Here is a 23,391-nt window from a genome sequence, read left to right as displayed (position 1 = left end):
AATTAAACACTTAAACACTGAATTAAATGAAAAGAATCTACTTGGCTATTGCGGCTATTTTGGTTTCCGCGATGGCATTTGCACAAGGGGTTACTACTTCTTCTATGGGAGGTAAGGTAACAGACGAAACTGGGGAACCACTTCCTGGGGCGAGTATAGTAGCTGTTCATATTCCTTCGGGAACCAAATATGGAGCAGCAGCTGATTTTGATGGATTTTATCGTATCTCAGGTATGAGGACGGGGGGACCATACAAGGTGACAATTTCTTATGTAGGATTTAACGAAGATGTTAAAGAAGGAATATACCTTAATTTAGGTCAAGCGGAAAGAATAAGCTCTGAATTATCGGAATCGGCGACCGCGCTACAAGAGGTGGTAGTTACTGGAGGAGCAGCAGGAAGCCTTTTTGATCCTGGGAAAACTGGAGCCGAGACCAATGTAAGCCAAAGACAAGTGAACAATTTGCCGACAATATCCAGAAATATTGCGGATTTTGCTAGACTTACACCACAAGCTAAAGTGACTGGGGACGATGTGGTTTCAATAAGTGGCCAGAACAACCGGTACAATGCCATTTATATTGACGGTGCCGTAAATAACGATGTGTTTGGCCTTGCAGCCAATGGTACGAATGGAGGACAAACTGGTGTAAGCCCTATCTCTTTGGATGCCATAGAGTCGTTCCAAATAAACGTTGCTCCTTTTGATGTTCGTCAGTCTGGTTTCGCAGGAGGTAGTATCAATGCTATCACCAAATCCGGTACTAACAAATTTATAGGATCAGCCTATGGTTTTTTACGAAACGAGAGTTTTGCAGGCAAGACTCCTGTAGGTTTGGTTGGTGAAGGTGAAGAAAGAGAAAAATTGGATGAATTTTCTGCAAAAACTTATGGAGTACGATTGGGCGGACCTTTAATTGAGGACAAATTGTTTTTCTTCGTCAATTATGAAAGACAGGAGAATGAAACACCACAACCCTTTAATATTTCATCATACAGGGGAGATGCTACGGCGGCAGATTTAGATAATTTGTCGAATTTTTTGGTGAACAATTATGGGTACAATCCGGGAGGTTATGCAAATAATACTTCTAGCTTGGAGAGTGATAAGTTGATTGCCAAAATTGACTGGAACATAAATGAGAAAAACAAACTTTCTCTTAAACATAGCTACGTGAAGGCCATTCAGTTTGATGCTCCTTCATCGAATACAGGATCTATTAGCTTTATCAATGGAGCAATCAATTTTGAATCCATAACAAATTCAACCGCTTTAGAGCTAAACTCTCAAATCGGTAGCAATATGTCGAACAATTTGGTAGTTGGTTATACAACTGTAAATGATGATAGAGATCCTGCAGGTAGTCCTTTCCCAGCGGTTCAGATTTTTGATGCGGCAGGGACTTCGATATTTTTTGGTTCCGAAGCATTTTCTACAGCTAATTTGTTGGAGCAGAAAATATTGACTCTTACCGATAATTTCCAAATTTATTCAGGAAGACATACTATTACTATTGGTACAAACAACGAATTCTCTTCTGCAAAGAACGTTTTCTTTCGTCAAAATTTTGGAGACTACAGATTTAATAGCCTCAGTGATTTCTTGAATGGTGAGTCTGCCAATAGATATCGGTATGGATATTCCCTTTTGGGTGGTTTTGGAGATGATTCCCAAGGAGCTGCAGAGTTTGATTTGTTTCAATTTGGAGTTTATGTACAAGATCAAGTGGATATTACTGATAATTTCAAATTGACTGTCGGAGCAAGAATTGATATCCCTTATTGGGAAGATGGTCTTGAAAATGAAGACTTCAACACAAGAACTGTTGCGTTGTTAGAAGCTGCAGGAAAAGACTTGCAAGGAGCAAGAGTGGGGCAAGGGATAGATCCGAATGCCCATTTTTCCCCAAGATTAGGCTTCAACTGGGATATAAAGGGAGATAGAACTACCCAAGTAAGAGGTGGTTTGGGAATATTTACATCCAGAGTTCCGTTGGTATGGCCCGGAGGAACATATAACAACAATGGTATTACTGCAGGATTTATACAGCTTACAGGAGATGCTGTTCCTGAATTTAACCCAGACCCTACCGGTCAATTGGCCATACCAGAACCCGGTACAGGATCTGTTGGTGGACAAATTGACCTATTTGCTCCTGATTTTAAGCTGCCTCAGGTATTCAAAACAAATATTGCAGTCGACCAAAGATTGCCGGGAGATATTATCTTTTCAGCAGATTTTATTTGGAATGACAATATTACAGCAGTTGCCTATGAAAACCTAAATCTTAGAGGTCCTCAGTTCATTACTACAGGAGCTGGATCAAGACCTAATTATGGTTATGCGTCTATAGACAACACTTATAGTGATATATATTTGGCCACCAATACAGGAGCAGGAAGTTCTTATAATATAACAGGTACGTTGTCAAAGAACTTTTACAGTCCAAAATTGGATATTACTGCCCAAGCATCTTATTCCTACGGAGAAGCAGATGGGATTTTAGATGGTACTTCTTCCCAAAACAGTTCCCAATTTAGAAACTTGGAAACGGTGAATGGATCAAACAGACCTGATTTATCTATTTCGGATTTTTCTCCTGGACATCGTGTAATTGCAAATTCTACTTTTGAGTTTAAATGGTCAGATAACCTTAAGACAAGATTGGGCCTATTTTACGAAGGAGCTGAAGGGTCACCATTTAGCTATGTTTACAACGGAAGTGGTTTATTATCCGATACAGGATCATTCTCTGCTTTGATTTATGTGCCTGCTAACGAAGCAGAGGCCAATTTGATTGATTCTGATGATCTGAGTGCAGCACAGCAATGGAGTGCATTAAATGCCGTTATCGAAGGAGATGATTACTTGAAAAGTAGAAGAGGAAAATTTGCGGAACGTAACGCTGACCGTTCGGATTGGACCCACATCATTGATTTGAAATTTGCACAAGAATTTGGAATCAAGTTTGGCGAGAACACTCACAAGTTGGAATTTACCGCAGACATCTTCAACTTTACCAATTTATTAAACAAGGAATGGGGAGTAAGAACCTTCTCTAACTTTAACCAAGTACAATTGTTGAATTTTGAAGGCTTTGCCGATGATGGTACGACACCTCAGTTTACTTTTGACCCAGGTGTTGAAGAGACAAGAAATATTATCGATGATTCTGGATTACAATCATCTAGATGGCAGATGCAGTTAGGGCTTAGATATAGCTTTAACTAGTATTGAAGAATTTTTTATAAACCCTGCCATTTGGCAGGGTTTTTTTATGCCCAAAATTCCGTATTTTTAGACACACAAACTATACCTAATGGAAATCATCAAGAACCTACACTCTTATTTGGCCTACGTGGTGCTGGCCGTTTTAGTAATTGCCGTTGTCAACGCCATAGCGGGCTGGTTGGGCAAAAAGGACTTCACCCTTCAAAAAGACCTTCGTATAAGCTTGTTTGCCCTTATTTTAAGCCATATTCAATTATTGGTAGGACTGTTGTTGTATTTCACCTCTGGGAATGGATTAAAGGCCGTTCAGACCTTGGGAATGGGCGGACTCAATGCTCCGGCAAGACTTTTGGCCGTAGAGCATCCATTTATCAATATTATTGCCTTGGTTTTAATAACTATAGGATGGTCCCGCCATAAAAAGTTTATGGAAAGCGAGAAAAAATTCAAGACCATTTCTATTTTTTACGGACTCGGATTGCTGTTGATCTTGAGCCGCATTCCTTGGACGCAGTGGTTTGCTTAATTTCATTCCTGCGAAGGCAGGAATCATATACAGTTTACTTCGTAAATTTTCCTTAAATGGTCACGTAATTAACCTCAGAGATAATTATGTGGTCTAGCAGCTCTATTTTCATTATTGCAGCGGCCTTCTCCATTCGTTCTGTAAACGCGATATCTGCCTCGTTGGGCTCCAAGTTACCGGAAGGATGTTTGTGACAAAGAATAATCTTCTTGCATTTTTTGGAGACAGGCATGCTTAAAACATCTCGCCTGCACTCGATGTGATTATTTGTTGGAAATCCATCATTTAACCACCTTAAATAAAAACAAATACGCAGGAAAGAGGTCGCTATACCCAGCCGTATAGGTGCCGCCCGAGTAGGTACGTAGCGGATACCCCTTAAACCGTTCTTCATCGTTTCGGATAAAAGCAGGTGCAAAAATACCCGCTTTCCAATATGTAAGTGTTGTTCGGTCTTCGGTCACCAAATTGGATGTCATGAATATTTGGTCGAACAAGTTCCACTTGTATCGGTAGGCCAACGAACCTATTCCTTTTTTAAACATAGTTTCCATGGGATTAAAAAGATTCACACTGTCCAATGCCCGTTTTTTACCCTTCGTTTTCAGTATTTTTTTCAAACTGTCATCAATGGGGTCATCGTTCAGGTCGCCCATCGAAATAATTTTGGCATCCAAATTCAATTCTTGGATGGAGTCAATAATTCGCTTGTTCAACAAAGCCGCACGAACACGTAAAGGTGAGCTTTTAGCGACTCCGCCCCTACGCGATGGCCAATGGTTCACAATAAAATGAATTTCTTCACCATCCATAGTACCACCGACCACCAATTGGTCAAGAGTATATTTCCTTTCGCTCTTATCATCAAAAAGCAATAATCTATGACTTTTAAACGACGATGGAATAAACGCTGCCTTTTTATAAAGTAGTGCCACATCAATACCGCGCGCATCAGGGGAATCAAAATGGATAATGTCATAATCCTTATCCCGTAAATTGGGATGTTGCACCAAATCTTCCAGCACATCCAGATCTTCGACTTCGCAAAGCCCCACAATGTCGGGAGAGGTTTTAAACGTTTCGGCACCAATTTGAGAAATAACTTTGGATAGGTTTTCCACCTTTTGCTGATACCGTTCCCGCGTCCAATGGTAACTGCCTTCAGGAGTGCGGTCATCATCAAAAGTGAGGGAGTCGTTTAGCGTATCGAATAGGTTTTCACAGTTGTAAAAAGCAATCGTTCTTAAGGTGTATGTCTTGGACTTTTGTCCATAAAGTGAGGTCGATATTAATACAAGTAGGCATATTAATAATCGCATTTTATTTTGATTTTGTAGCTAAAATAGGTGCAATTGTTGGCTTTTATAAAGTTTGTACAGCAATTGCAACCTCTTTTTATTAATTAACCTACAATAAGCTATGAGGCTAGCCATAGTATTGGCTGTGCTTTGTTGTTGTAAACTGCTGTACGCACAACAAAGTACCCGAGTTACAGGGCAATTGATGGAAAAGGCAAACAAATTGTCCATTTCCAATGCCAAAATTTCATTGGAAAACACTTTAAAAGAGTTTTCAACAGATTCCGACGGTAAGTTTGAATTCGACCTACCGGGTAGAGAAACAGAGACATTACATGTTTCCGCCCTGGACTTTATTCCCAAACGATTTTCGCTCCATTTGGATGGAAACCCGATTGATTTAGGTGTGATTTATTTGGAAAGGGACATTGCCCACGAACAGACAGACAACCTTATTTCCTTAACAGATGATGACTTCACCGAGGATCTTGTATTCACTTAAGAGGATTATAACAGTGCTATGGAGTGCGATGGCCCATGCGACTTATATAGCTTGGCCCACCTGGGCTTTTTTAACGCTTAATAAAAATGAAAATATTGAGAATGTATATCCGAGTTTTTTTGATTGGTCTTGGGTTGTTCGCTTGCGGGGAAAATTTAGGAGAGGGGGACGTTTATTACTATTCCATGGAAAATAAAAGTGGCAAACCTATTGTAATCAAAAGCTACAGATCTGATTTTCCAGATGTAACTCCTGAAATCACCAGTCTGGCCATCGATGAGAAATTGGAAATGGTGTTCAAGGACGGATTGCCTCCAATCGATGTATGTGTGTATGGAGATTTGACCGAGAATTTTGTGTTCACTCAAGAGGATTACAAAAACGCCATAGAGTGCTGTGGCACATGTAATTAAACTTGTTCGGTCTAGTTTCTAAAGGAATCAGGTTTTCAATAAAACTTAAATAAGAATGTTGTGGAAAGTAGATTCATTTAAACGGTATAAGTTTTATTACGTCAATACAATAAGCGAAACAAATTTATTAATGAAAAGTAGGCTTAAGGCATAAAAAAACCTGTGGTTTTGCTTGCAGGCTTTTCTGTTTAAACTTTACAGGGCTAAAACGCCTTATAGCTAAACTTTTGTCCACCCACAGAGGCATCGGCCATAAGACCAGCTTTGGGAAGTGCAAAAACGGCCACACCATCCTTATACTTGGCATTAAAGGCTATGCCCGATTTTAAGGCAACCGCAGAGGTTTCGGCTGCAAACTGAAACTTTTCGGTCTTAAAACGTTGCAGGTCCACCTCGGTTTCGAAGAAAATCACTTCAATGATGGCCTGTCCGCCTGCCTGTAGTCCAATGTTCAATTTTTTAAGGTCGGCCATTCCCACGGCATCACCGTTTTCATACACCACACCGTTACCGGATGCACCACCGATGATAAAACCACCTTTTCCAACATTGGGGAAGATTACGTAACCGGCAGAATTCTCAAAAAAGCCTTCCAAACTTGGACTTGTTTCCAGCAGTGTAGATTTTGCCTTTTCGGCGTCCGCCATTATTTTTTCATCCTTTCTGCTTTGGGCCGATATAGAAATGGCGAAAAGAAAAAGGGTCAGCATTACAACAGATTGTATACGTTTCATAGTGTTTCTTTTTTTGTTACTCAAAATTAAAGAAAGAACCCCTTCCAATCAGGAAAGGGTTTGCCAATTATTGTTAAGGAAAGCCTATAGTTTTCACATTACATTTCAGGAAAATCCTCGTCTTCCATAACCTCTTCCATCTGTAGCACGTGCCTTTCCATATGTCCTGCAATAAAAACAATGAGCTGGGCGGCATCAACAGTACCAAAAGGTAGTTTTGCGTAACGGTTTCTTAGATCATCCTCAGTGGTTTCAACATATTCCATAAGTTCTTGGCGAATGGCAAGCAACGCCACCAAGGTTTCCTCGGTAGAACCGTATTGGCCACTCGGTTCAAAGGGTTCGGAGGTCTTAACTTTTTGGCTTCGGTCCGCTACCATGGGCATAATCTGTCCATCCTTGAATACCAGAGAGTCTTTTAAGGAAGGATTGGGGCCGTCAGCAACACTTTTATGCACCGATTCAATGAACATTTTTTCGGTCAGGGCCAAGTGTTCCACATTCTCGGCGATAGACCAGGAAGTTGGATCTGGCTTGTAGTCGAGCTGTTCATCGGAAAGTCCATCGAGCACTTGTTTCATGTGTTCCCGTGTTTCCGTCAAATGTTTCATGATCCATTCTTTATCCTTTGGGTCAAGTCGGATTTCCGAATCCTGGGTAAAACTAAAAAATAGTAGAATGGCTAAAGGGAAGATTAATTTTTTCATTTGTAACAGTGTTTTTATGTTTTTGAGTACAGTCTCCTAATAGTTAGTACTTTAAAGATAGTTCAAATAGTAATATCAAATAATTAATTAACGAATGCATAAAGAAATTCTTAAATTTAGGAAAGCGTTAAAGTGCACCTGATATGGATAAGGGGCAGATGTTCTTAAAATAGATAACAGTTATTATTTAATAGTATTTTAATATTGATTATCTATTGTTGGAACAACGAATCGTATAACTTTACAATAGCTATTAATTAACACACAACTATAATATCATGAGCAAAGAATTGGCTAACGGAGCAGATGAGGGCATGTGCCCTTTTTTGAACGGCGAAATGAAACAAGTGGCCGGAAGTGGCACACAGAATGAAGATTGGTGGCCCAACCGACTCAAGTTGGAGATTTTGAGCCAGCATTCTGAAAAGACAAATCCATTTGGAGAGGAATTCAACTACGCTGAAGAATTTAAAAAACTTGATTACGCGGCATTGAAGAAGGACCTGTTGGATGTAATGACCGATTCGAAAGATTGGTGGCCAGCAGATTTTGGCAGCTACGCCGGTTTATTTATCCGTATGGCATGGCATAGTGCAGGAACATATCGTTCTGGAGACGGTCGCGGTGGAGGTGGCCGTGGTCAACAAAGGTTTGCGCCACTTAACTCATGGCCAGATAACGTGAGTTTGGACAAAGCCCGAAGATTGTTATGGCCCATCAAACAAAAATATGGTCAAAAAATATCTTGGGCGGATCTAATGATATTGGCAGGAAACGTAGCCTTGGAATCAACAGGCTTCCGCACTTTTGGCTTTGCCGGTGGTCGTGAGGACGTTTGGGAACCAGATCAAGATGTATATTGGGGAAGCGAAACCGAATGGTTGGCCCTTAGCGATACGCCAAATAGCCGTTACTCACACAACAAAGAGGAACGTGACCTTGAAAATCCTTTGGCAGCCGTGCAGATGGGATTGATTTACGTAAATCCAGAAGGCCCGGATGCAAATCCAGACCCGGTAGCTGCTGCACACGATATTAGGGAGACCTTTAAGCGTATGGCCATGAATGATGAGGAAACCGTAGCGCTAATCGCTGGGGGTCATACCATAGGTAAAACCCACGGAAATGGGGATGCGGAATTGGTAGGTGCAGACCCTGAATCAGAGGATTTGGCTTTGCAGGGATTAGGATGGGTCAATAAAAATGGCTCAGGAAAGGGCGCCCATGCCTTTACCTCTGGATTGGAAGTGACGTGGACCTCTACTCCGGTACAATGGAGCAACGATTTCTTTAAGTTCTTGTTCAAATATGAATGGGAATTGACCAAAAGTCCGGCAGGAGCTCACCAATGGGTGGCAAAGGATGCCGAAGCCATCATTCCTGATGCATTTGGAGGTCCTAACAAGAAACCAACAATGTTGACGACAGACCTGTCGCTTCGTTTTGATCCCGAATATGAAAAGATTTCCCGTAGGTTCATGGAAAACCCGCAAGCCTTTGCCGATGCGTATGCCCGTGCTTGGTTCAAGTTGACACACCGTGATATGGGTCCCCGTTCGCGTTACTTGGGTCCAGAAGTGCCAAAAGAAGAACTGGATTGGCAAGACCCGATTCCAGCCATAGATTATACCTTGGTTGATGCTTCTGATGTAAGAGCGTTGAAAGAAAAGGTATTGGCTTCCGGTCTTTCGGTATCCGATTTGGTGTATACCGCTTGGGCATCCGCTTCCACATTCCGTGGAGGTGATAAAAGGGGAGGTGCCAATGGAGCACGGATTAACTTGGAGCCTATGAACAGTTGGGAAGTCAACAAGGGCACAGGTAAGGTAATTACCGTGCTTGAAGGTATCAAAAATGAGTTCAATGACACTGCCAGTGGAGGAAAGAAAATCTCTTTGGCCGATATGATAGTCTTGGCCGGTACAGCAGCCGTCGAGAAAGCGGCTTATGATGCTGGTTCTTCAATTCAAGTACCATTTGCACCAGGTCGTAACGATGCAAGACAAGATCAGACCGATATTGAAGCTACCAATTATCTTGAGCCAAAGTATGATGGCTTCCGTAATTATGCCAAACAAGGGGTAAAGGTGCCTGCAGAACATCTGTTGGTGGACAAAGCTCAATTGTTAACTCTAACTGCTCCAGAAATGACGGCTCTAGTGGGTGGTCTACGTGTACTGGGAGCTAACTTTGATGGTTCCAAACATGGCGTGTTTACTGATAATGTAGGAGTGTTGAGCAATGATTTCTTTAAGAACCTGCTGGACATGTCCACGGAATGGCAAGCAACCAATGAAGAAAAATCGTTGTACGAAGGAAGTGACCGCGAGTCCGGTGAAGTAAAATGGACCGGAACGCGTGTAGACTTGGTATTTGGTTCCAACTCTATTTTGCGAGCCATTGCGGAAGTATATGCATCAGAAGATGGGAAGCAAAAATTTGTTAACGATTTCGTCGCTGCATGGACAAAAGTGATGAACTTGGACCGTTTTGATCTTGATTGATCATCAGCGGAAACAATAGAAAAAGAAAATTATGTTCAAAAGCTGTCATGACCTTTGGTTATGGCAGTTTTTTTATAACTTTCACATACCTATGAACAATAAAGAAGAACTCTTTAACCAGATACGAAACGGGAACTCACAAACTGTAGAGAACCTGTTGAACAACAACCCAAAATTCTTGGAAAGCAAAGATCAAAGAGGCTCTACCCCATTGTTGTTGGCCGCTTATTATGGGCATGAGGACATTGTACAATTCTTGCTCGACAAAGGTGCCACAGTAGATGCCTTGGATAGTTCCGGAAATACCGCGCTAATGGGCGTTTGCTTCAAAGGATACACGGATATCGCAAAAAAATTGATTGATGCCGGAGCCAATGTCAGTCAAAAAAATGCCATGGGAGCAACTTGTCTTATCTATGCCGTAACTTTCAATCGAAAGGATATCGCCGAAATGCTTTTAGAACATGGTGCGGATGCTTCCTTAAAAGACAATAGGGGAAAGACCGCCATGGACCTTGTTTTGGAACAAGGGAACACCGAGTTGGAAGAACTTTTAAAAAAATATTAGATGTCCACCACCTTGAACATTGCTTTGATTCAAACTGATTTGTACTGGGAAGACCCGGTAAGCAACCGTAAAATGCTTGAAGAAAAAATTGCAAGCATTTCAGGTGATGTGGATTTAATTGTTCTCCCCGAGATGTTCACCACAGGTTTTACCATGAAGCCTGAGAAGATATTATTGTCCGAAAGCAAGGGAACACTAGATTGGATGAAGAAAACTGCCCAACAACAGAAAAAGGCCCTTGTTGGCAGCATTATTTTTCAGGAAAACGGAAAGTTTTATAATCGGTTGTTCTTTACAGCACCGGACGGAACAGTTGAAACCTACGATAAAAAGCATACGTTCACATTGGCAGGTGAAGATGAGGTGTACGAAGCAGGCAACGAAAAACTCATTTTTGAATACGAAGGATTCAAGATTTGTCCCATGATCTGTTATGATCTTAGGTTCCCGGTTTGGTCCAGAAATGTAGAGGATTATGATGTGTTGATCTATGTGGCCAACTGGCCAAGTAAAAGAATCAATGCATGGGACACACTACTAAAGGCAAGGGCCATCGAAAACATGTCCTACTGTATTGGGGTAAACCGAACAGGAACCGACGGATTGGATTACGAATATCCAGGACATTCCGCGGTTTACGATGTACTTGGAGAGCCGTTGGCCTTTTCGCAGGATGAAGAAGTTCTGTATGCTACCTTGAACAAAGAGCATGTTACATCTACCAGAAAGCAACTACGATTTTTAGAAGACCGCGATAACTTTAGTTTGATAGGATAAAGGTTTCCTCCTTTTCCCAATTGGCCCTGATTTCAATTGTTCCGGGATAGTAGCTGATTTCTTCTGGCTGCCTTTTTTCAAGATAGTTTCCAGTATCCAATTTACCATTTCCGTTCTCATCAAATATAACACGGGCGATATAATTCCCCGGATTCAAATTGTTGAACTCGAAAGATTGAGGTTCGGTGGCAAGTATCTCACGCTGTACCTCGCCCTTTTCATTGGTAAGCTGTACAATCACCGGGTAATTGACATTACCGCTCAAAATCATTGTTAAATTACCATAATCCGCAAAGCTGCTAGTAGATAGGTTATAGGCCAAAGAATCGTTTTGGATGCCAAAGAAGTCCGTTATCGCGCCCGGTAACAACGAAAAGGAATATTTTTGGTTGGGCTCCGTTTCAAAATCAAAATCTATCTTATTGCGGAGGGTATCCAGTTCGTAAGTATAGGTCGCAGGAATGGAATCGCTCACCATGAGGGATATATTGCTGGTGTCCATAGCTACGATCGGCGTATTGGCCAAAATGCTGAAGGTATCCTCAAAATTGAATTTTCCGTTCACCGACGCGGATAGTTTTAATGAATCCATGGGCAAGTTTCGCATTTTTACCGTGAACGTATCCAACACCTGAACCTTATCATTCCTTACCGTAAAAATAATGGAATCCAAATCCGTTGGGGTAAACCAATAATTCAAGGTGTCCTTGTCCCTTTCCTTTAAGATGGTCGTACCCACCGAGTCGGGCAATGTTGTTAGGGTTTCAATAACCATGTCCCTATAATCGCCTTGATAGCCAAATATGATTTTGTTGTTCGCCGCCAAACTGGGCACAGAAGGTTTGTAATTCAATTGCTCTCGGAACAGGTTTAGGCCATAAATCGAATCGGTCGGTAGCGTGATGGTATCCTCAATAAAACCAATTTTATCCTGTCCTTGGTCGAACATATTGTTTTTGTTCACATCTTTCAATCCGAACAGGGCATACTTTCCTGCCTTTAAGTTCCTGAGCTCAAAAAATGGAAGACTATCACCCGTGTTGGTGATGTATAAGGGTGGTTGTTTGTAAATAGTGGAATCGGTGTAAGCACTGTCAATTTCATACAGCATTACACTGATAAACTCATCTGCTTTTCTGTTTATCGCATCTTTTACCGCGCCGCTCAAGGTGAGAGAGTCCAAATAATCCCCGGTAGAGAACACATAGCTCAAAAAACTATTGGGATTGCCTTCGTTGTTGTCTACAATACTTTGTCCAAAATTAATGGTGTAAGTAGTGTTTTCGCGGAGCGTATCCTTAATTGTCACTTCAATATACCTACTTGGCCCTCCCATGGGAGATATAGTGGCCGGGTTTTTAAATGGAGGTGAAACTACCAATTGGTTTTGCACATCTTCCAGTTTGATGAGCTCATCAAAATAGAGGCGTATTTTTGTTGCCTTAAAATTCGTACTGAAGTTCTCAGGTTCCGCCCGTACCAATTTAGGAGGTGTAATATCTTTGGGCCCACCGCTTGGGGAACCTCGTTTGGCACATTGCCAAAGGGCAAGCACCATAAAGGTGACAAAAAGAAGTCCCAACAGTTTTTTTAAGTACACCATGCCTAAAAATAATGAGGAACAAAGAAACAACTAATTTGAAAACTTGGGCATCGCATTAATAAATTTTAACCCTCTGGAACAACGGCCATGGTCAATACCGAAACCGATACGTCCTTTTGTTGGAGAAGTGTTCTTGTACAAGATTCAATGGTGGCTCCAGTGGTAATCACATCGTTCACCAAGAGCACATGTTTAAATTTCCGGTGGTTTGATGCATTCAGAGTAAAAGCATCCTTTGAGCTTTCCCAACGGCTTTGCCGATTCTTTTTGGTAAGGGTCTTTATGTTTTTTGTTTTGATCAGCCAATCATCGCAATAAGTCGCGCCAATTTGCTCTGCAATGGTTTTGGCAAACAGTGCCACTTGGTTGTAACCGCGTTTTTTCAGTTTTTTTTCGATGAAGCGGTACAGGTACTACGGCATCAACATTTTTAGTTGCCCGTTTTCCATTAAAAGAGCACCGCACCATTCCCCAAAAAAACCTCCGATCTCTTCCTGATTCTTGTACTTTAACCAGTGCAATAAATTTTTAACAAGGCCATTTTTTGTGAAAAAAACAAAAGAAGCAGCCTTTTTTATCGGAATTCTACCATAAAATCTACGGTCCACTGCATTTTCTTCCAGATAGTTATGATCGGTGAGAGGCACATCATGTCGACAAACGGCACACAAAATACGTTCTCCACTAAATAATTGGGCATTACATCCAAAACATACCCTTGGCAATAGGATGTTGTTAATCTCGTTTATTATCTTAGCCAACCTTTTTGGTATCAAATCTTATACAATTTAGAGTAGTCTGTCAACCCCATGAACTCCCAAGATAATAATTTCAACTACAAAATTATCTTCGCCGCAATGGCAGCGGTCATCGTGGGTATACTTATAGCCTTTTATTACAGCTATGCACAGTCCAAAAACCAAATGATCTATCTAGAGGAGGAAAAGGGACTTTTGGTAAAAGATTTGACATTGATGCGGGCCGAGGTCGACCGGTTATCGGGATTGAACGAGGTGAATGAAATTGAACTACAGACCTCACGTTTTCGGGTACAGGAACTTTTGGATTCCGTGGGACGTTTGAACTTTAGTATCACCAAGCTAAAGGATACCAGGAAAGAACTCAGAAAATTGGAATTACGTTTTGACAGCCTTAAACTGAAAAATAACTTTTTGAGGTACAACAATAGTTTGTTGGCCAGCAAGTACGATGAAACCATAAAGCAGTTGGATGAGCTCCGTGGCAAGGCGAACAATATGCAGCGGACGGAATCTTTGCTGAGGGAGACCAACAAAGAGCTCTCCCGGGAACTCCGAATCAAAAGTTACCTCAAATTGCAAGATGCTGAGGGCAGTGGATTCAGGTTAAGGGCGGGCAGGCCCATCAAAACGAACAAAGCTTCAGTGATCGAAAAGTTAAGAGGGTGCGTCACCATTTTAAGCGATCCCGACTCCAGAGGGGACATCAAGGTGCTCTATTTACAGTTTTTGGACCCCAATATGGCCATTATCGAGGACAACGCCAATACCATTTCCGTAAGTGGGAACACCTACAGCAAAAAAGTGGAGATTGTCTACACAGGAAAGGAAATCAGTATTTGTGATGCCATTACGGTGCCAGAAGGCTCATTGGTAGAAGGAATTTACACCTTAAATGTATTTGAGGACGAAAGATTGTTGGCTTCGACGGAATTTCAGCTGAAATAGCATACTTCTTTTTGGGTAAAATTCTATTTTTGCCCAATGGCAAATCAGGAAGACATTTTTAAGAAGGTAATCTCCCATGCGAAGGAGTACGGTTATGTATTTCAATCCAGTGAGATTTATGATGGACTTAGTGCAGTTTACGACTACGGTCAGAACGGTGCAGAGCTAAAAAAGAACATTCGTGAATATTGGTGGAAGGCCATGGTACAGCTCAACGAGAACATCGTGGGCATTGATGCGGCCATTTTTATGCACCCCACCACATGGAAGGCTTCGGGCCACGTGGATGCCTTTAACGACCCGTTGATAGATAACAAGGATTCCAAAAAAAGATACCGTGCCGATGTCCTTATCGAGGACTATGTTGCCAAAATTGAAGCTAAAATCGATAAGGAAGTTGCCAAAGCGGAAAAACGTTTTGGCGATAGCTTTGATAAGGAACAGTTCTTGGCCACCAACCAAAGGGTGATGGATTACCAGGAAAAGGCCGATACCATCTTAAAACGTATGGGTAAATCCCTTGCCAATGAAGATTTGGCGGATGTAAAGGCTTTGATAGAGGAATTGGAGATTGCCTGTCCACTTTCGGGATCAAAGAACTGGACCGACGTAAAGCAATTCAACCTGATGTTCGGCACCAAGTTGGGAGCTTCCGCAGATAGCGCCATGGACCTGTACCTTCGTCCAGAAACCGCACAAGGTATATTTGTCAATTTTTTAAATGTACAAAAAACCGGAAGGATGAAGATTCCGTTCGGGATTGCCCAAACCGGTAAAGCCTTCCGTAACGAGATTGTAGCTCGTCAGTTCATTTTCCGAATGAGGGAGTTTGAACAGATGGAAATGCAATTCTTTATAAAACCGGGTACCCAAATGGAGTGGTACGAGGCTTGGAAAGAAAAACGAATGAAATGGCATCTATCGTTGGGAATGGGCGAGGACAATTATCGCTTCCATGATCATGAAAAATTGGCCCACTACGCCGATGCCGCGGCCGATATCGAATTCAAGTTCCCATTCGGATTCAAGGAGTTGGAGGGAATCCACTCCCGTACCGATTTTGACTTGGGCAAGCACGAGGAATACTCAGGTAAAAAACTACAGTATTTCGACCACGAAGAAAACCAGAGCTACACCCCTTATGTCTTGGAAACATCCATAGGATTGGACCGTATGTTCTTGGCTGTGTTCTCCAATTCGTTACAAGAAGAGGAACTGGAAAATGGTTCCACACGTACCGTACTTAAAATTCCAGCTGTGTTGGCTCCGAACAAGGTTGCTGTTCTACCATTGTTGAAACGTGACGGATTACCAGAAGTTGCTCAAAAATTGGTAGATGAGTTAAAATGGGATTTCAATGTGGATTATGATGAAAAGGATGCCGTAGGGCGTCGTTACCGTCGTCAAGATGCGGCAGGAACACCGTTCTGTGTGACGGTGGACCATCAAACATTGGAAGACGATACCGTAACCATTCGCCACAGGGATACCATGGACCAAAAACGCGTAAAACTTTCAGAGGTGAAAGACATCATCTCCAAAGAAGTGGACATGCGGTATTGGTTGCAGAAAATATAGGCTAGGCTTTCAAATTTTCTAAATGATGTCATGTCGAGTGCAGTCGAGACCGGTTCTCAGCACTTAGGTAATGACCTTTCGACTTTGCTCGACATGGCATGTATTGTAATCTGGGTCGTTAAAACAATCCCGTAATTTCCCCTTCATCATTAATGTCGATACCTTCAGATGAGGGTCGTGTTGGTAATCCTGGCATTCGCATAATGTCTCCTGTGATGGGTATTAGGAAGCCGGCTCCGACCGCTATTTCAATTTCCCGAACGGTAATGATAAAGTCTTTGGGCCTGCCCAAAAGTTTTGGATTATCGGATAACGATTTTTGTGTTTTTGCGATGCAAATGGGCAGTTCATCCAAACCTAAGTCGGTTATTTTTCTGAGGTCGGCTTTGGCCTTTGCCGTGTAGTCCACATACTCTGCACCGTAGATTTCAGTGGCAATGGTCGCTATTTTGTCCTTTACACTGGATTTCCAATCGTAAAGTGGTTTAAATGCCGAAGCTCCCGACTCCACAATTTCAATGACCGCTTTGGCCAGCGCCTCGGCTCCTTCACCTCCTTTGGCCCAAACATTGGCCACGGCCACCCGAATTCCTTTGGATGCCGCCAATGCTTTGACTATGGCAATCTCTTCCTCCGTGTCCGATACAAATTTGTTGATGGCGATTACAGACACCATTTTAAACTTACCGATGTTCTCCAAATGCTTTTCCAAATTGGGGAGCCCTTTTTTCAATGCTTCCACATTAGGTTCCGTCAACGATTTCAAATCAGCTCCTCCGTGATATTTTAGAGCTCGAATTGTAGTAGTGAGTACCACTGCTTTTGGAGTTAGGCCAGCACTTTGACATTTGATATCAAAGAATTTTTCGGCCCCTAGGTCAAAACCAAAACCAGCCTCCGTGACGGTGTAATCAGAATAGGACATTCCCATCAAGGTGGCAATTACGGAATTGGTGCCCTGGGCAATATTGGCAAACGGCCCACCATGGATAATGGCAGGGTTACCTTCGATAGTCTGAACCAAATTGGGCTTAATGGCATCTTTGAGCAGTGCCGCCATGGCGCCTTCGGCTTTCAGGTCCTTGGCATAAATTGGTTTTTTGTCGTACGTGTAGCCAATAAAAATATTGCCCAAACGATTTTTAAGATCCGTAAGGTTTTGCGCCAAACAGAGAATGGCCATGATTTCTGATGCGGCTGTAATATCGAATCCCGTTTCCCGGGGCACTCCCGAGGTTGTACCGCCAAGCCCAACGATTACATGGCGCAACGAACGGTCGTTCATGTCCATCACCCGCTTCCAACCTATGGTTCTGGGGTCAAGAAGCAAGGAATTGGTCTTGCTTTGGATATTATTGTCAATGATTGCAGATAAGAGATTATGGGCTTTTTCGATGGCTGCAAAATCGCCCGTAAAATGAAGGTTGATATCTTCCATGGGCAACACTTGGGAATAACCACCGCCGGTGGCACCTCCTTTTATCCCAAAAACCGGACCGAGGGAAGGCTCGCGCAATACTACGGTAGATTTTTTGCCCAAGCGGTTCAAACCTTCAGAAAGGCCAATGGACATGGTGGTTTTTCCTTCTCCAGCGGGCGTTGGCGAGATGGCCGATACCAAAATAAGATTGCTGTTCTGTGCTTTTTCCCGATTTATGGCATTAAGCGGAAGTTTTGCCTTGTATTTCCCGAACATTTCAATGTTTTCAGGGTCGATACCAAATTTTTCGGCGATGGAGGAGATATGCTTTAACGAAACGCCTTTGGCGATTTGTAAATCTGTCATAGTGAATTCTTATATGTACATGGAAAAGAATTTCCAAAATGAATATACAAGATACCATAATCGGTTGAGTAAAACTATGATATTTGTGCGTGTGGTGGAGCTATTCCACCCGTTTGCCCTCTGTGGTAAAGGAGAGTCCTTGCTGGCCAGAGGTGGAAATCATGACACCTTCAAAATAGGGTTCGTGGGAAGAGGGCTTAATGGACCATTGGAATAGAAAGTTGGCTCCTGTTCCTCCGGAACGGTCCTTTTCATCAATCACAATTTCTACCGTTTCCATCGGTTTAATATAGATGGTTTCATCAAAATATGTCCTGATGGGGTTGCCCTTGGTATCAAAATACTCTGCCTTATTGATGTAAATCGTGTCCCTTAGATTGGTGTTGCGCATGCTTATGGTGCTCGTTAGGTTGTGGGTACGGTGTTCCGTTTCACTGTAAATTTCGGAGTATACGGATAGGTACGATGTTCCACTCATCAAAGAGTCTTGAACTGAGATGGTAGCAGTTCTGTTGCTCCAGTTCACGGGGTCAATGGAGCTGACCTCTTTCTGTGTTTTTTCGGTACAGGAAAAAATCAATAGTAAAACTATAAGAGAGACAAAATTTCTAATCATATACTTGGCAAAAGTATAACTAAGATACGGATTACGGACAAATGCCTTGTAACGTATGGTCATTGTTTTGGTAAACGACTTTCCCTAACACTTTGAAATGGACAAAAAGATTTTTTATTTCTTCTTGATAGGGACCCAAAACTCCTCTTCAGATTCTGGATGCTCTCCTTTGTACATTTCGCTCATTAAGGCAAAGTAAGGACGGCTGTCCATTTCGTATTCCGAATTCGGAAGCCATTCTCCATACATGTATTTGAAGGCCCCCTTCGCTTCACTTGGCTTTCCTTTATACGGGAAAACGGCATATAATCCTTCGGGGACGGTCAAACTTTCCATGCCCTCGGGTATTTCTTCAATTTTCGAAACTGCAATGGCCGCCCATCTTTCAAACTGAAGGGTTGGGTCAAAACTTTGAAAAAATGTGGTGGTGGGATAGATTTCTACGGCATAGCTGTCATTGTTGACAACATGGTTTATTTCTTTTTTACGGGGAGAAAAGCCCTGCCATAGTTCAAAGATGTTATTGTTGGCAAAGGAGGTGATTGATTTTTTCCCGACCAATATGGTTTTGGGCATTATTTCTATTCGTGGCTGCATGAAATTTTATTTGATTTTGGAATTCTCCTCAATTCTAAACCTAATAATTTGTTCAATAAGGTCAAAAGGAATGGGTCGGTCTAAAGGAAATTGTACGGAACCTTTCCCTTGTTTGTATTTAGAAAGTTCATTTTGAAATGCCTCATGTCCAGAAGGTGTCGCATAAAAACCAATATGATTTTTGTACCCTGCAAAGTATACGAGCGGCTTTCCGTTGGTTTTATAACCTGGCATACCATAGGCAATTTGCTCTATGGCTTTAGGCGCTGTTTTTTTAATGATAGCCCGTACTTTTTGAAGTTGCCGTTGAACCTCTTCGGGGAATTTGGAAATGTATTCATCTATTTCATTCACGGTCAGCTTGTTTTGGGTCTTAAATATAGGTCAAAAGCGTCAATCTGAAACTAGAAGACATAGTTCAATTGTAGGCCTCCAAAATAATTTCGTCCATTTCCAGGATAGTAATATCTAGGTTGTGCCCCTCCAAATCCAACCGCGTTGATCAATACGGACTGAGCATAGTTGGTATCAAAAATATTGTTGATGCCAGCATTAACCCCTAGTGTTATACTGGACAAAAGCGATGTGCGGAACCCCAATTTGGCGTGGAATACGTTAAAGGAATCACTGTTGATGGAATTGGAATCCGTCATGGGAATTTCGTCCACGAACTGATGTGTCAAGTTCAATCGTAGGCCATTGGAATGCCTAAAATCAATGCCCGAGCTCAGTCGATGCTTTGGAACACCCGTAAGCGGATTACCGGAATAATCGTTATCATCATCTACAAAATCCACGAAACTGTGGTCGTTCAGTGTGTAGCTGATATAGGGGGCAAAAGTGATGGTCCGAGCCATTCTTGCTTTGTACTGTAGTTCCATTTCCAACCCTTGGTGACGTGTTTTTCCCGCATTTCTTCCTATGTATTGGTCCTCACCGATCCGTTGGGCCACCAACAGGTTCTTCACATCCATTCGGTATGCCGCAAGGTTGACCGATAGTTTTTTATGAAGTAGCATCAATTCGGTGCCAAGCTCATAGTTCGTTCCTGTTTCTTGGGCAATGTCCGGGTTGATGGCACCACTAGGGGTCAACGTCTCTTCTAAACCTGGGTTGGAAAACCCCCTGCTGACATTGGCATAGATGCTCCCATTTTTGATTTGATAGGAGAGTCCTAGATTTGGAAGCAATATGGCATCAAAATCACGTTTGGCCGAGGCATTCCCCGCTCCTTCGCCGAAGAGGTCCCTGAAATCATAATGGGTCTTGTTCCAGTTGAGACCCAGTTGGCCGGAGAGTCTTTCAGTGATGGGATAGGAGAGGGTTCCAAACAGGTTGAACTGTCTCCTAAATTCGGAATTGTCGCTAAGTTGTGAGCCTTGCAGGCTACCATTGCCATTGTTTTCCTCATAAAGATTCTCAAAAGTGCCCCAATGGTACTCGTCCCTATAGAACTCGCCCCCAAAACTGATATCCGCCTTTCCCCAATTGCCCGCAAAACGGCTTCTGAAACCATAGCCATTGGTGAATTCGTCCAGAATGTCAAATGGTCTAGGTTCGTAATGGTCCAAATAGGTATAGAAAATACTGGTAGTGTTCTGTAACTGCTCCGAAAATTGATAGGTATGCGATAGGCCCGTCAAAATATACTTGTTGGCTTCGTAACCCTGCGATTCTAACCAGTTTGATGGTGCCCGCGTAGGATCTTCTTCAAAATCGGTCAAGTTGATTGAGCTCGGGATATGCGCCGTGTAGTCTATATAGTTGACCAAAAGGGCAAGACTGCTTTTTTGTCCGGTCCGTAACTTGGTGTTCAAGAGCAGTCCGTCACGTTGGAACTGGCTGTTCTGGCGGTAGCCATCAGTTTCCAAATGGTTATAACTAAGGGATATGTCAAGGCCATTTTCCGAATGGGAGAAGGTCAGGTTGTCTTTGAGCATGTTGTAAGAGCCTATCGTGAACGAATTGATGAGCTGGGTCCTATCTTGAACAGATGCCTTGGTATCCAGTAAAATGGCACCACCCAGATTGGCCCCGAATGCAGATGCCTTTGGACCTTTAATTACTTCTACCGCGCCTAGATTCTCAAAATCGTAGGCCTCGATGGTCGAGGAACCCGTTCCATTGGTCACAGGGATGCCGTTAAAATACATTCGCAACTTGTTGGTACCATAAGGGGTTCTGGCCCCCATGCCCCGTACGGTAATCCGGTTGGTGTTGATGGCTCCCGAAAGAATGTAGACCCCGGAAATCAGGTTGATGGCCGATGGAATATCGATAGGGTTGAACCGTTCAAAAGTTTGCCCCGCTATTTTGGAGGAGACCGTTATGCCCGTAGCTTTTTTGGGGATGGCATCCTGGGTCAGCACCACCTCGTCCAAACGGGTAATGGAATCGTTCTGGGTATCTTGTGCTATCATGTCTGCCATGATGAGCAGAAATAATATACAGGGTAAATATTTCATAGAATGTAGGGGAATCGTTGGCAAAACAGATTATTTTTCGAGTAAGATGGTAACTCCTTTTTCAGCACTTTTACGAGCGGCATCCAAAATTTCAATAACCAGCATATTGTTTTCTAAAGAAGAAAGGTCAAACGGGGCCATACTGATAGAACCGTTCACTACGCCTGCCAAAAATGAGAAGCCATCAGTATAGGGAGCAGGTCTTTTGGGAAGGGTCATTTTCTCTTCTTGAAAGCCATCATACCCTTCGGCCATACGAATTCTTAGTTCTTTGCCGTTGTCCGCATAGATGGCTCCTGTTAGCCCGTACAGTTCCATATCTTTTCTTCCTATGGGCCAGTTCCAAGAAGGCTCCAAAATGGCCTGTGAATCATCGTAGGTGAGGATGATGGTCGCATCATCATCAACTTTTGGATTATTTTCCGATTGCATTTGCTGTGTCACGGCGGTAACGGTATTGGGTCTTTCACCTTTTTTGAGCCATGTCACCAAATTGGCTCCGTAACAACCAAAGTCCGTTATGGCACCTCCTCCATTCAGAATAGGATCTTGGAGCCACTCCAAAAACTCTTCGTTTACACCAATTTTCACTGGCCCTCGATGACCATCACGTACAATCACTTTTCGTAGTGCTCCAATTTTTCCATTGTCCAAAAGATCTTTTGCCCGGTGGTTGGTAGGGTACCATGTTGTTTCGTAATTGGTGAGTAAATGTATGTTGTGTGCCTCGGCCAGGTCTTTCATCTTTTTGGCATGTTCCATACTAACGGCCAAAGGCTTTTCCACCATTACATGGATTCCTTTTGGTGCGCAGATTTGAACTACTTCCAGATGATCATATATGTTGCCAAAAGCGGTCACCGCCTCTGGCTGGGTGACAGAGATCATTTCTTCCAAACTGTTGTAGACCAGATCCATGGAAAGCCCATATTGATCAATATATTTTTGGGCAAGTTCGTGATTGGGCTCGGCAATGCCGACAATTTTTATATCTCCAATATTTTTACGGCCTAAAATAGAATGTACGTGGGTGTGAGTGAGTCCCGCAATCCCAATTTTAAGAGGGTTTGATTGGCCAAATAGGGATGTGTTTGCAAAAAACAAACAAGACAAAAAGAAAAAGACTGATCGTGCCATATGGATTACGGGGATTTTAATGCTATAAAAATAGTAACTAATTGTTAAGTTCAAGTTTGCCCAACAAGGTGTCGGTATCCATGATGGTTGCGAATTCATCCTTTAAGTTGGCGAGTTCCGAATGAAAAATTACCTCGGCACTGTAGGGATTGCCATCATATCCTATTTTATCAAAGGCAGCTGTGGCATCAGAAACCAAAATCACATGGAAACCTAAATTGGAGGCCATTCGGACCGATGTGGAAATGCAGTGTTCAATGGTCAATCCTGCAATTACCACATCTGTTATGTTCTGTGCTTTTAGACTTGCCTCCAAATTTGTTCCAATGAATGCGCTGTTCACATTTTTTTCAAAAACAGGTTCGTTGATCAACGGGCGTACCTCGGGATGGAAATCGTTACCCATTTTGTTGGGATATAGGGGTGAATCAATATTGGATGAATTATGCTTTACATGAAAAACGGGCAAACTTTTTGTTCTGAAAAACCGTAATAACTTCCCACAATTTTTTTCAGCATCCAAATTGTTTCGCTCAGTGCCATAAAAAGAAGTTTCTTCAAGCCCTTTTTGGACATCGATTAAAACAAGTGCGGTCATGAGGATGAATTTTGTCTAAAATTAAGGGAAATCTTTAAGAATG

The 23,391-nt window shown here is 42.4% G+C and carries 23 protein-coding genes; 9 read left to right on the top strand and 14 right to left on the bottom strand.

The features are described from left to right. The first annotated feature begins 26 nt into the window (after positions 1 to 26). Entirely contained in the window at positions 27 to 3,233 is a 3,207-nt protein-coding gene (locus tag J0656_RS00840) for a TonB-dependent receptor (RefSeq protein ID WP_207030791.1), read from the top strand. Positions 3,234 to 3,321: 88 nt separating this feature from the next. Then, positions 3,322 to 3,759, top strand: a complete 438-nt coding sequence (locus J0656_RS00835) for a hypothetical protein (protein ID WP_207030789.1) — start codon at positions 3,322 to 3,324, stop codon at positions 3,757 to 3,759. A 52-nt stretch (positions 3,760 to 3,811) separates the two neighbouring features. Here the strand turns inward: J0656_RS00835 and J0656_RS20385 are convergent, their stop codons facing one another. After that, on the bottom strand, positions 3,812 to 4,153 hold the full coding sequence (locus J0656_RS20385) for a JAB domain-containing protein (protein ID WP_375587677.1): 342 nt from the start codon (positions 4,151 to 4,153) through the stop codon (positions 3,812 to 3,814). After that, the gene (locus tag J0656_RS00825) at positions 4,041 to 5,078 is read right to left on the bottom strand and encodes an endonuclease/exonuclease/phosphatase family protein (protein WP_207030785.1); all 1,038 of its coding nucleotides are present in this window, start codon (positions 5,076 to 5,078) and stop codon (positions 4,041 to 4,043) included. The genes J0656_RS20385 and J0656_RS00825 overlap by 113 nt, the downstream gene beginning before the upstream one ends. Before the next feature lie 100 nt (positions 5,079 to 5,178). Here J0656_RS00825 and J0656_RS00820 point away from each other — a divergent pair, with 100 nt between their 5' ends. Together J0656_RS00820 and J0656_RS00815 are read left to right on the top strand one after the other, a co-directional pair. After that, positions 5,179 to 5,559, top strand: coding sequence for a carboxypeptidase-like regulatory domain-containing protein (locus J0656_RS00820; RefSeq protein WP_207030783.1), 381 nt, complete (start codon positions 5,179 to 5,181; stop codon positions 5,557 to 5,559). 86 nt (positions 5,560 to 5,645) lie between these two features. After that, a complete protein-coding gene (locus tag J0656_RS00815) occupies positions 5,646 to 5,972 on the top strand; it encodes a hypothetical protein (RefSeq protein WP_207030781.1) in 327 nt (108 codons plus the stop codon). Between the two features lie 203 nt (positions 5,973 to 6,175). On the opposite strand, the gene J0656_RS00810 is transcribed toward J0656_RS00815, so the two are convergent. Both J0656_RS00810 and J0656_RS00805 read right to left on the bottom strand, forming a co-directional pair. Further along, positions 6,176 to 6,706 carry a lipid-binding SYLF domain-containing protein gene (locus J0656_RS00810; protein WP_207030779.1) on the bottom strand — a complete coding sequence of 177 codons (531 nt, stop codon included), beginning with the start codon at positions 6,704 to 6,706 and terminating at the stop codon, positions 6,176 to 6,178. Positions 6,707 to 6,804: 98 nt separating this feature from the next. After that, positions 6,805 to 7,413, bottom strand: coding sequence for a DinB family protein (locus J0656_RS00805; RefSeq protein WP_207030778.1), 609 nt, complete (start codon positions 7,411 to 7,413; stop codon positions 6,805 to 6,807). A gap of 278 nt (positions 7,414 to 7,691) precedes the next feature. Here J0656_RS00805 and katG point away from each other — a divergent pair, with 278 nt between their 5' ends. The 3 genes from katG (at position 7,692) to J0656_RS00790 (ending at position 11,262) form a co-directional block, all read left to right on the top strand. Continuing rightward, entirely contained in the window at positions 7,692 to 9,917 is a 2,226-nt protein-coding gene (gene katG / locus J0656_RS00800; RefSeq protein WP_207030776.1) for a catalase/peroxidase HPI, read from the top strand. 91 nt (positions 9,918 to 10,008) lie between these two features. Further along, positions 10,009 to 10,485: an ankyrin repeat domain-containing protein gene (locus J0656_RS00795; protein ID WP_207030774.1), complete on the top strand. Its 477-nt coding sequence runs from the start codon at positions 10,009 to 10,011 to the stop codon at positions 10,483 to 10,485. Continuing rightward, positions 10,486 to 11,262, top strand: a complete 777-nt coding sequence (locus J0656_RS00790; RefSeq protein ID WP_207030772.1) for a nitrilase family protein — start codon at positions 10,486 to 10,488, stop codon at positions 11,260 to 11,262. It begins immediately after the preceding gene. Here the strand turns inward: J0656_RS00790 and J0656_RS00785 are convergent. The 3 genes from J0656_RS00785 to J0656_RS20045 all read right to left on the bottom strand — a co-directional run bounded on the left by J0656_RS00785 (position 11,246) and on the right by J0656_RS20045 (position 13,626). Beyond that, positions 11,246 to 12,865 (bottom strand): Ig-like domain-containing protein, encoded by a 1,620-nt coding sequence (locus J0656_RS00785; protein ID WP_207030770.1) that lies wholly within the window; start codon positions 12,863 to 12,865, stop codon positions 11,246 to 11,248. The genes J0656_RS00790 and J0656_RS00785 overlap by 17 nt on opposite strands. Before the next feature lie 65 nt (positions 12,866 to 12,930). After that, on the bottom strand, positions 12,931 to 13,227 hold the full coding sequence (locus J0656_RS20050) for a ComF family protein (RefSeq protein WP_225605508.1): 297 nt from the start codon (positions 13,225 to 13,227) through the stop codon (positions 12,931 to 12,933). A gap of 51 nt (positions 13,228 to 13,278) precedes the next feature. Then, entirely contained in the window at positions 13,279 to 13,626 is a 348-nt protein-coding gene (locus tag J0656_RS20045; protein WP_225605507.1) for a ComF family protein, read from the bottom strand. 48 nt (positions 13,627 to 13,674) lie between these two features. Here J0656_RS20045 and J0656_RS00775 point away from each other — a divergent pair, with 48 nt between their 5' ends. Together J0656_RS00775 and J0656_RS00770 are read left to right on the top strand one after the other, a co-directional pair. Further along, positions 13,675 to 14,571, top strand: coding sequence for a DUF8428 domain-containing protein (locus J0656_RS00775; RefSeq protein ID WP_207030768.1), 897 nt, complete (start codon positions 13,675 to 13,677; stop codon positions 14,569 to 14,571). 36 nt (positions 14,572 to 14,607) lie between these two features. Beyond that, on the top strand, positions 14,608 to 16,149 hold the full coding sequence (locus J0656_RS00770) for a glycine--tRNA ligase (RefSeq protein WP_207030767.1): 1,542 nt from the start codon (positions 14,608 to 14,610) through the stop codon (positions 16,147 to 16,149). Between the two features lie 118 nt (positions 16,150 to 16,267). Here J0656_RS00770 and J0656_RS00765 read toward each other — a convergent pair whose 3' ends face one another. The 7 genes from J0656_RS00765 to J0656_RS00735 all read right to left on the bottom strand — a co-directional run bounded on the left by J0656_RS00765 (position 16,268) and on the right by J0656_RS00735 (position 23,348). After that, positions 16,268 to 17,935 carry a formate--tetrahydrofolate ligase gene (locus J0656_RS00765; protein ID WP_207030766.1) on the bottom strand — a complete coding sequence of 556 codons (1,668 nt, stop codon included), beginning with the start codon at positions 17,933 to 17,935 and terminating at the stop codon, positions 16,268 to 16,270. Between the two features lie 100 nt (positions 17,936 to 18,035). After that, entirely contained in the window at positions 18,036 to 18,551 is a 516-nt protein-coding gene (locus tag J0656_RS00760; protein ID WP_207031524.1) for a DUF3124 domain-containing protein, read from the bottom strand. A gap of 114 nt (positions 18,552 to 18,665) precedes the next feature. Next, positions 18,666 to 19,148 (bottom strand): GyrI-like domain-containing protein, encoded by a 483-nt coding sequence (locus tag J0656_RS00755; protein ID WP_207030765.1) that lies wholly within the window; start codon positions 19,146 to 19,148, stop codon positions 18,666 to 18,668. Between the two features lie 6 nt (positions 19,149 to 19,154). After that, positions 19,155 to 19,502, bottom strand: a complete 348-nt coding sequence (locus J0656_RS00750; protein ID WP_207030764.1) for an iron chaperone — start codon at positions 19,500 to 19,502, stop codon at positions 19,155 to 19,157. Positions 19,503 to 19,552: 50 nt separating this feature from the next. Further along, entirely contained in the window at positions 19,553 to 21,577 is a 2,025-nt protein-coding gene (locus J0656_RS00745; RefSeq protein WP_237688810.1) for a TonB-dependent receptor family protein, read from the bottom strand. Positions 21,578 to 21,643: 66 nt separating this feature from the next. Beyond that, entirely contained in the window at positions 21,644 to 22,750 is a 1,107-nt protein-coding gene (locus tag J0656_RS00740) for a Gfo/Idh/MocA family protein (RefSeq protein WP_207030762.1), read from the bottom strand. 37 nt (positions 22,751 to 22,787) lie between these two features. Further along, positions 22,788 to 23,348: a cysteine hydrolase family protein gene (locus J0656_RS00735; protein WP_207030761.1), complete on the bottom strand. Its 561-nt coding sequence runs from the start codon at positions 23,346 to 23,348 to the stop codon at positions 22,788 to 22,790. Positions 23,349 to 23,391 lie beyond the last annotated feature (43 nt).

The organism is Flagellimonas aurea, from assembly GCF_017313785.1.
GTDB lineage: Bacteria > Bacteroidota > Bacteroidia > Flavobacteriales > Flavobacteriaceae > Flagellimonas > Flagellimonas aurea.
Note: the sequence above shows the minus strand (reverse complement) of the source record. Positions and strands in the feature narration are given on the sequence as shown.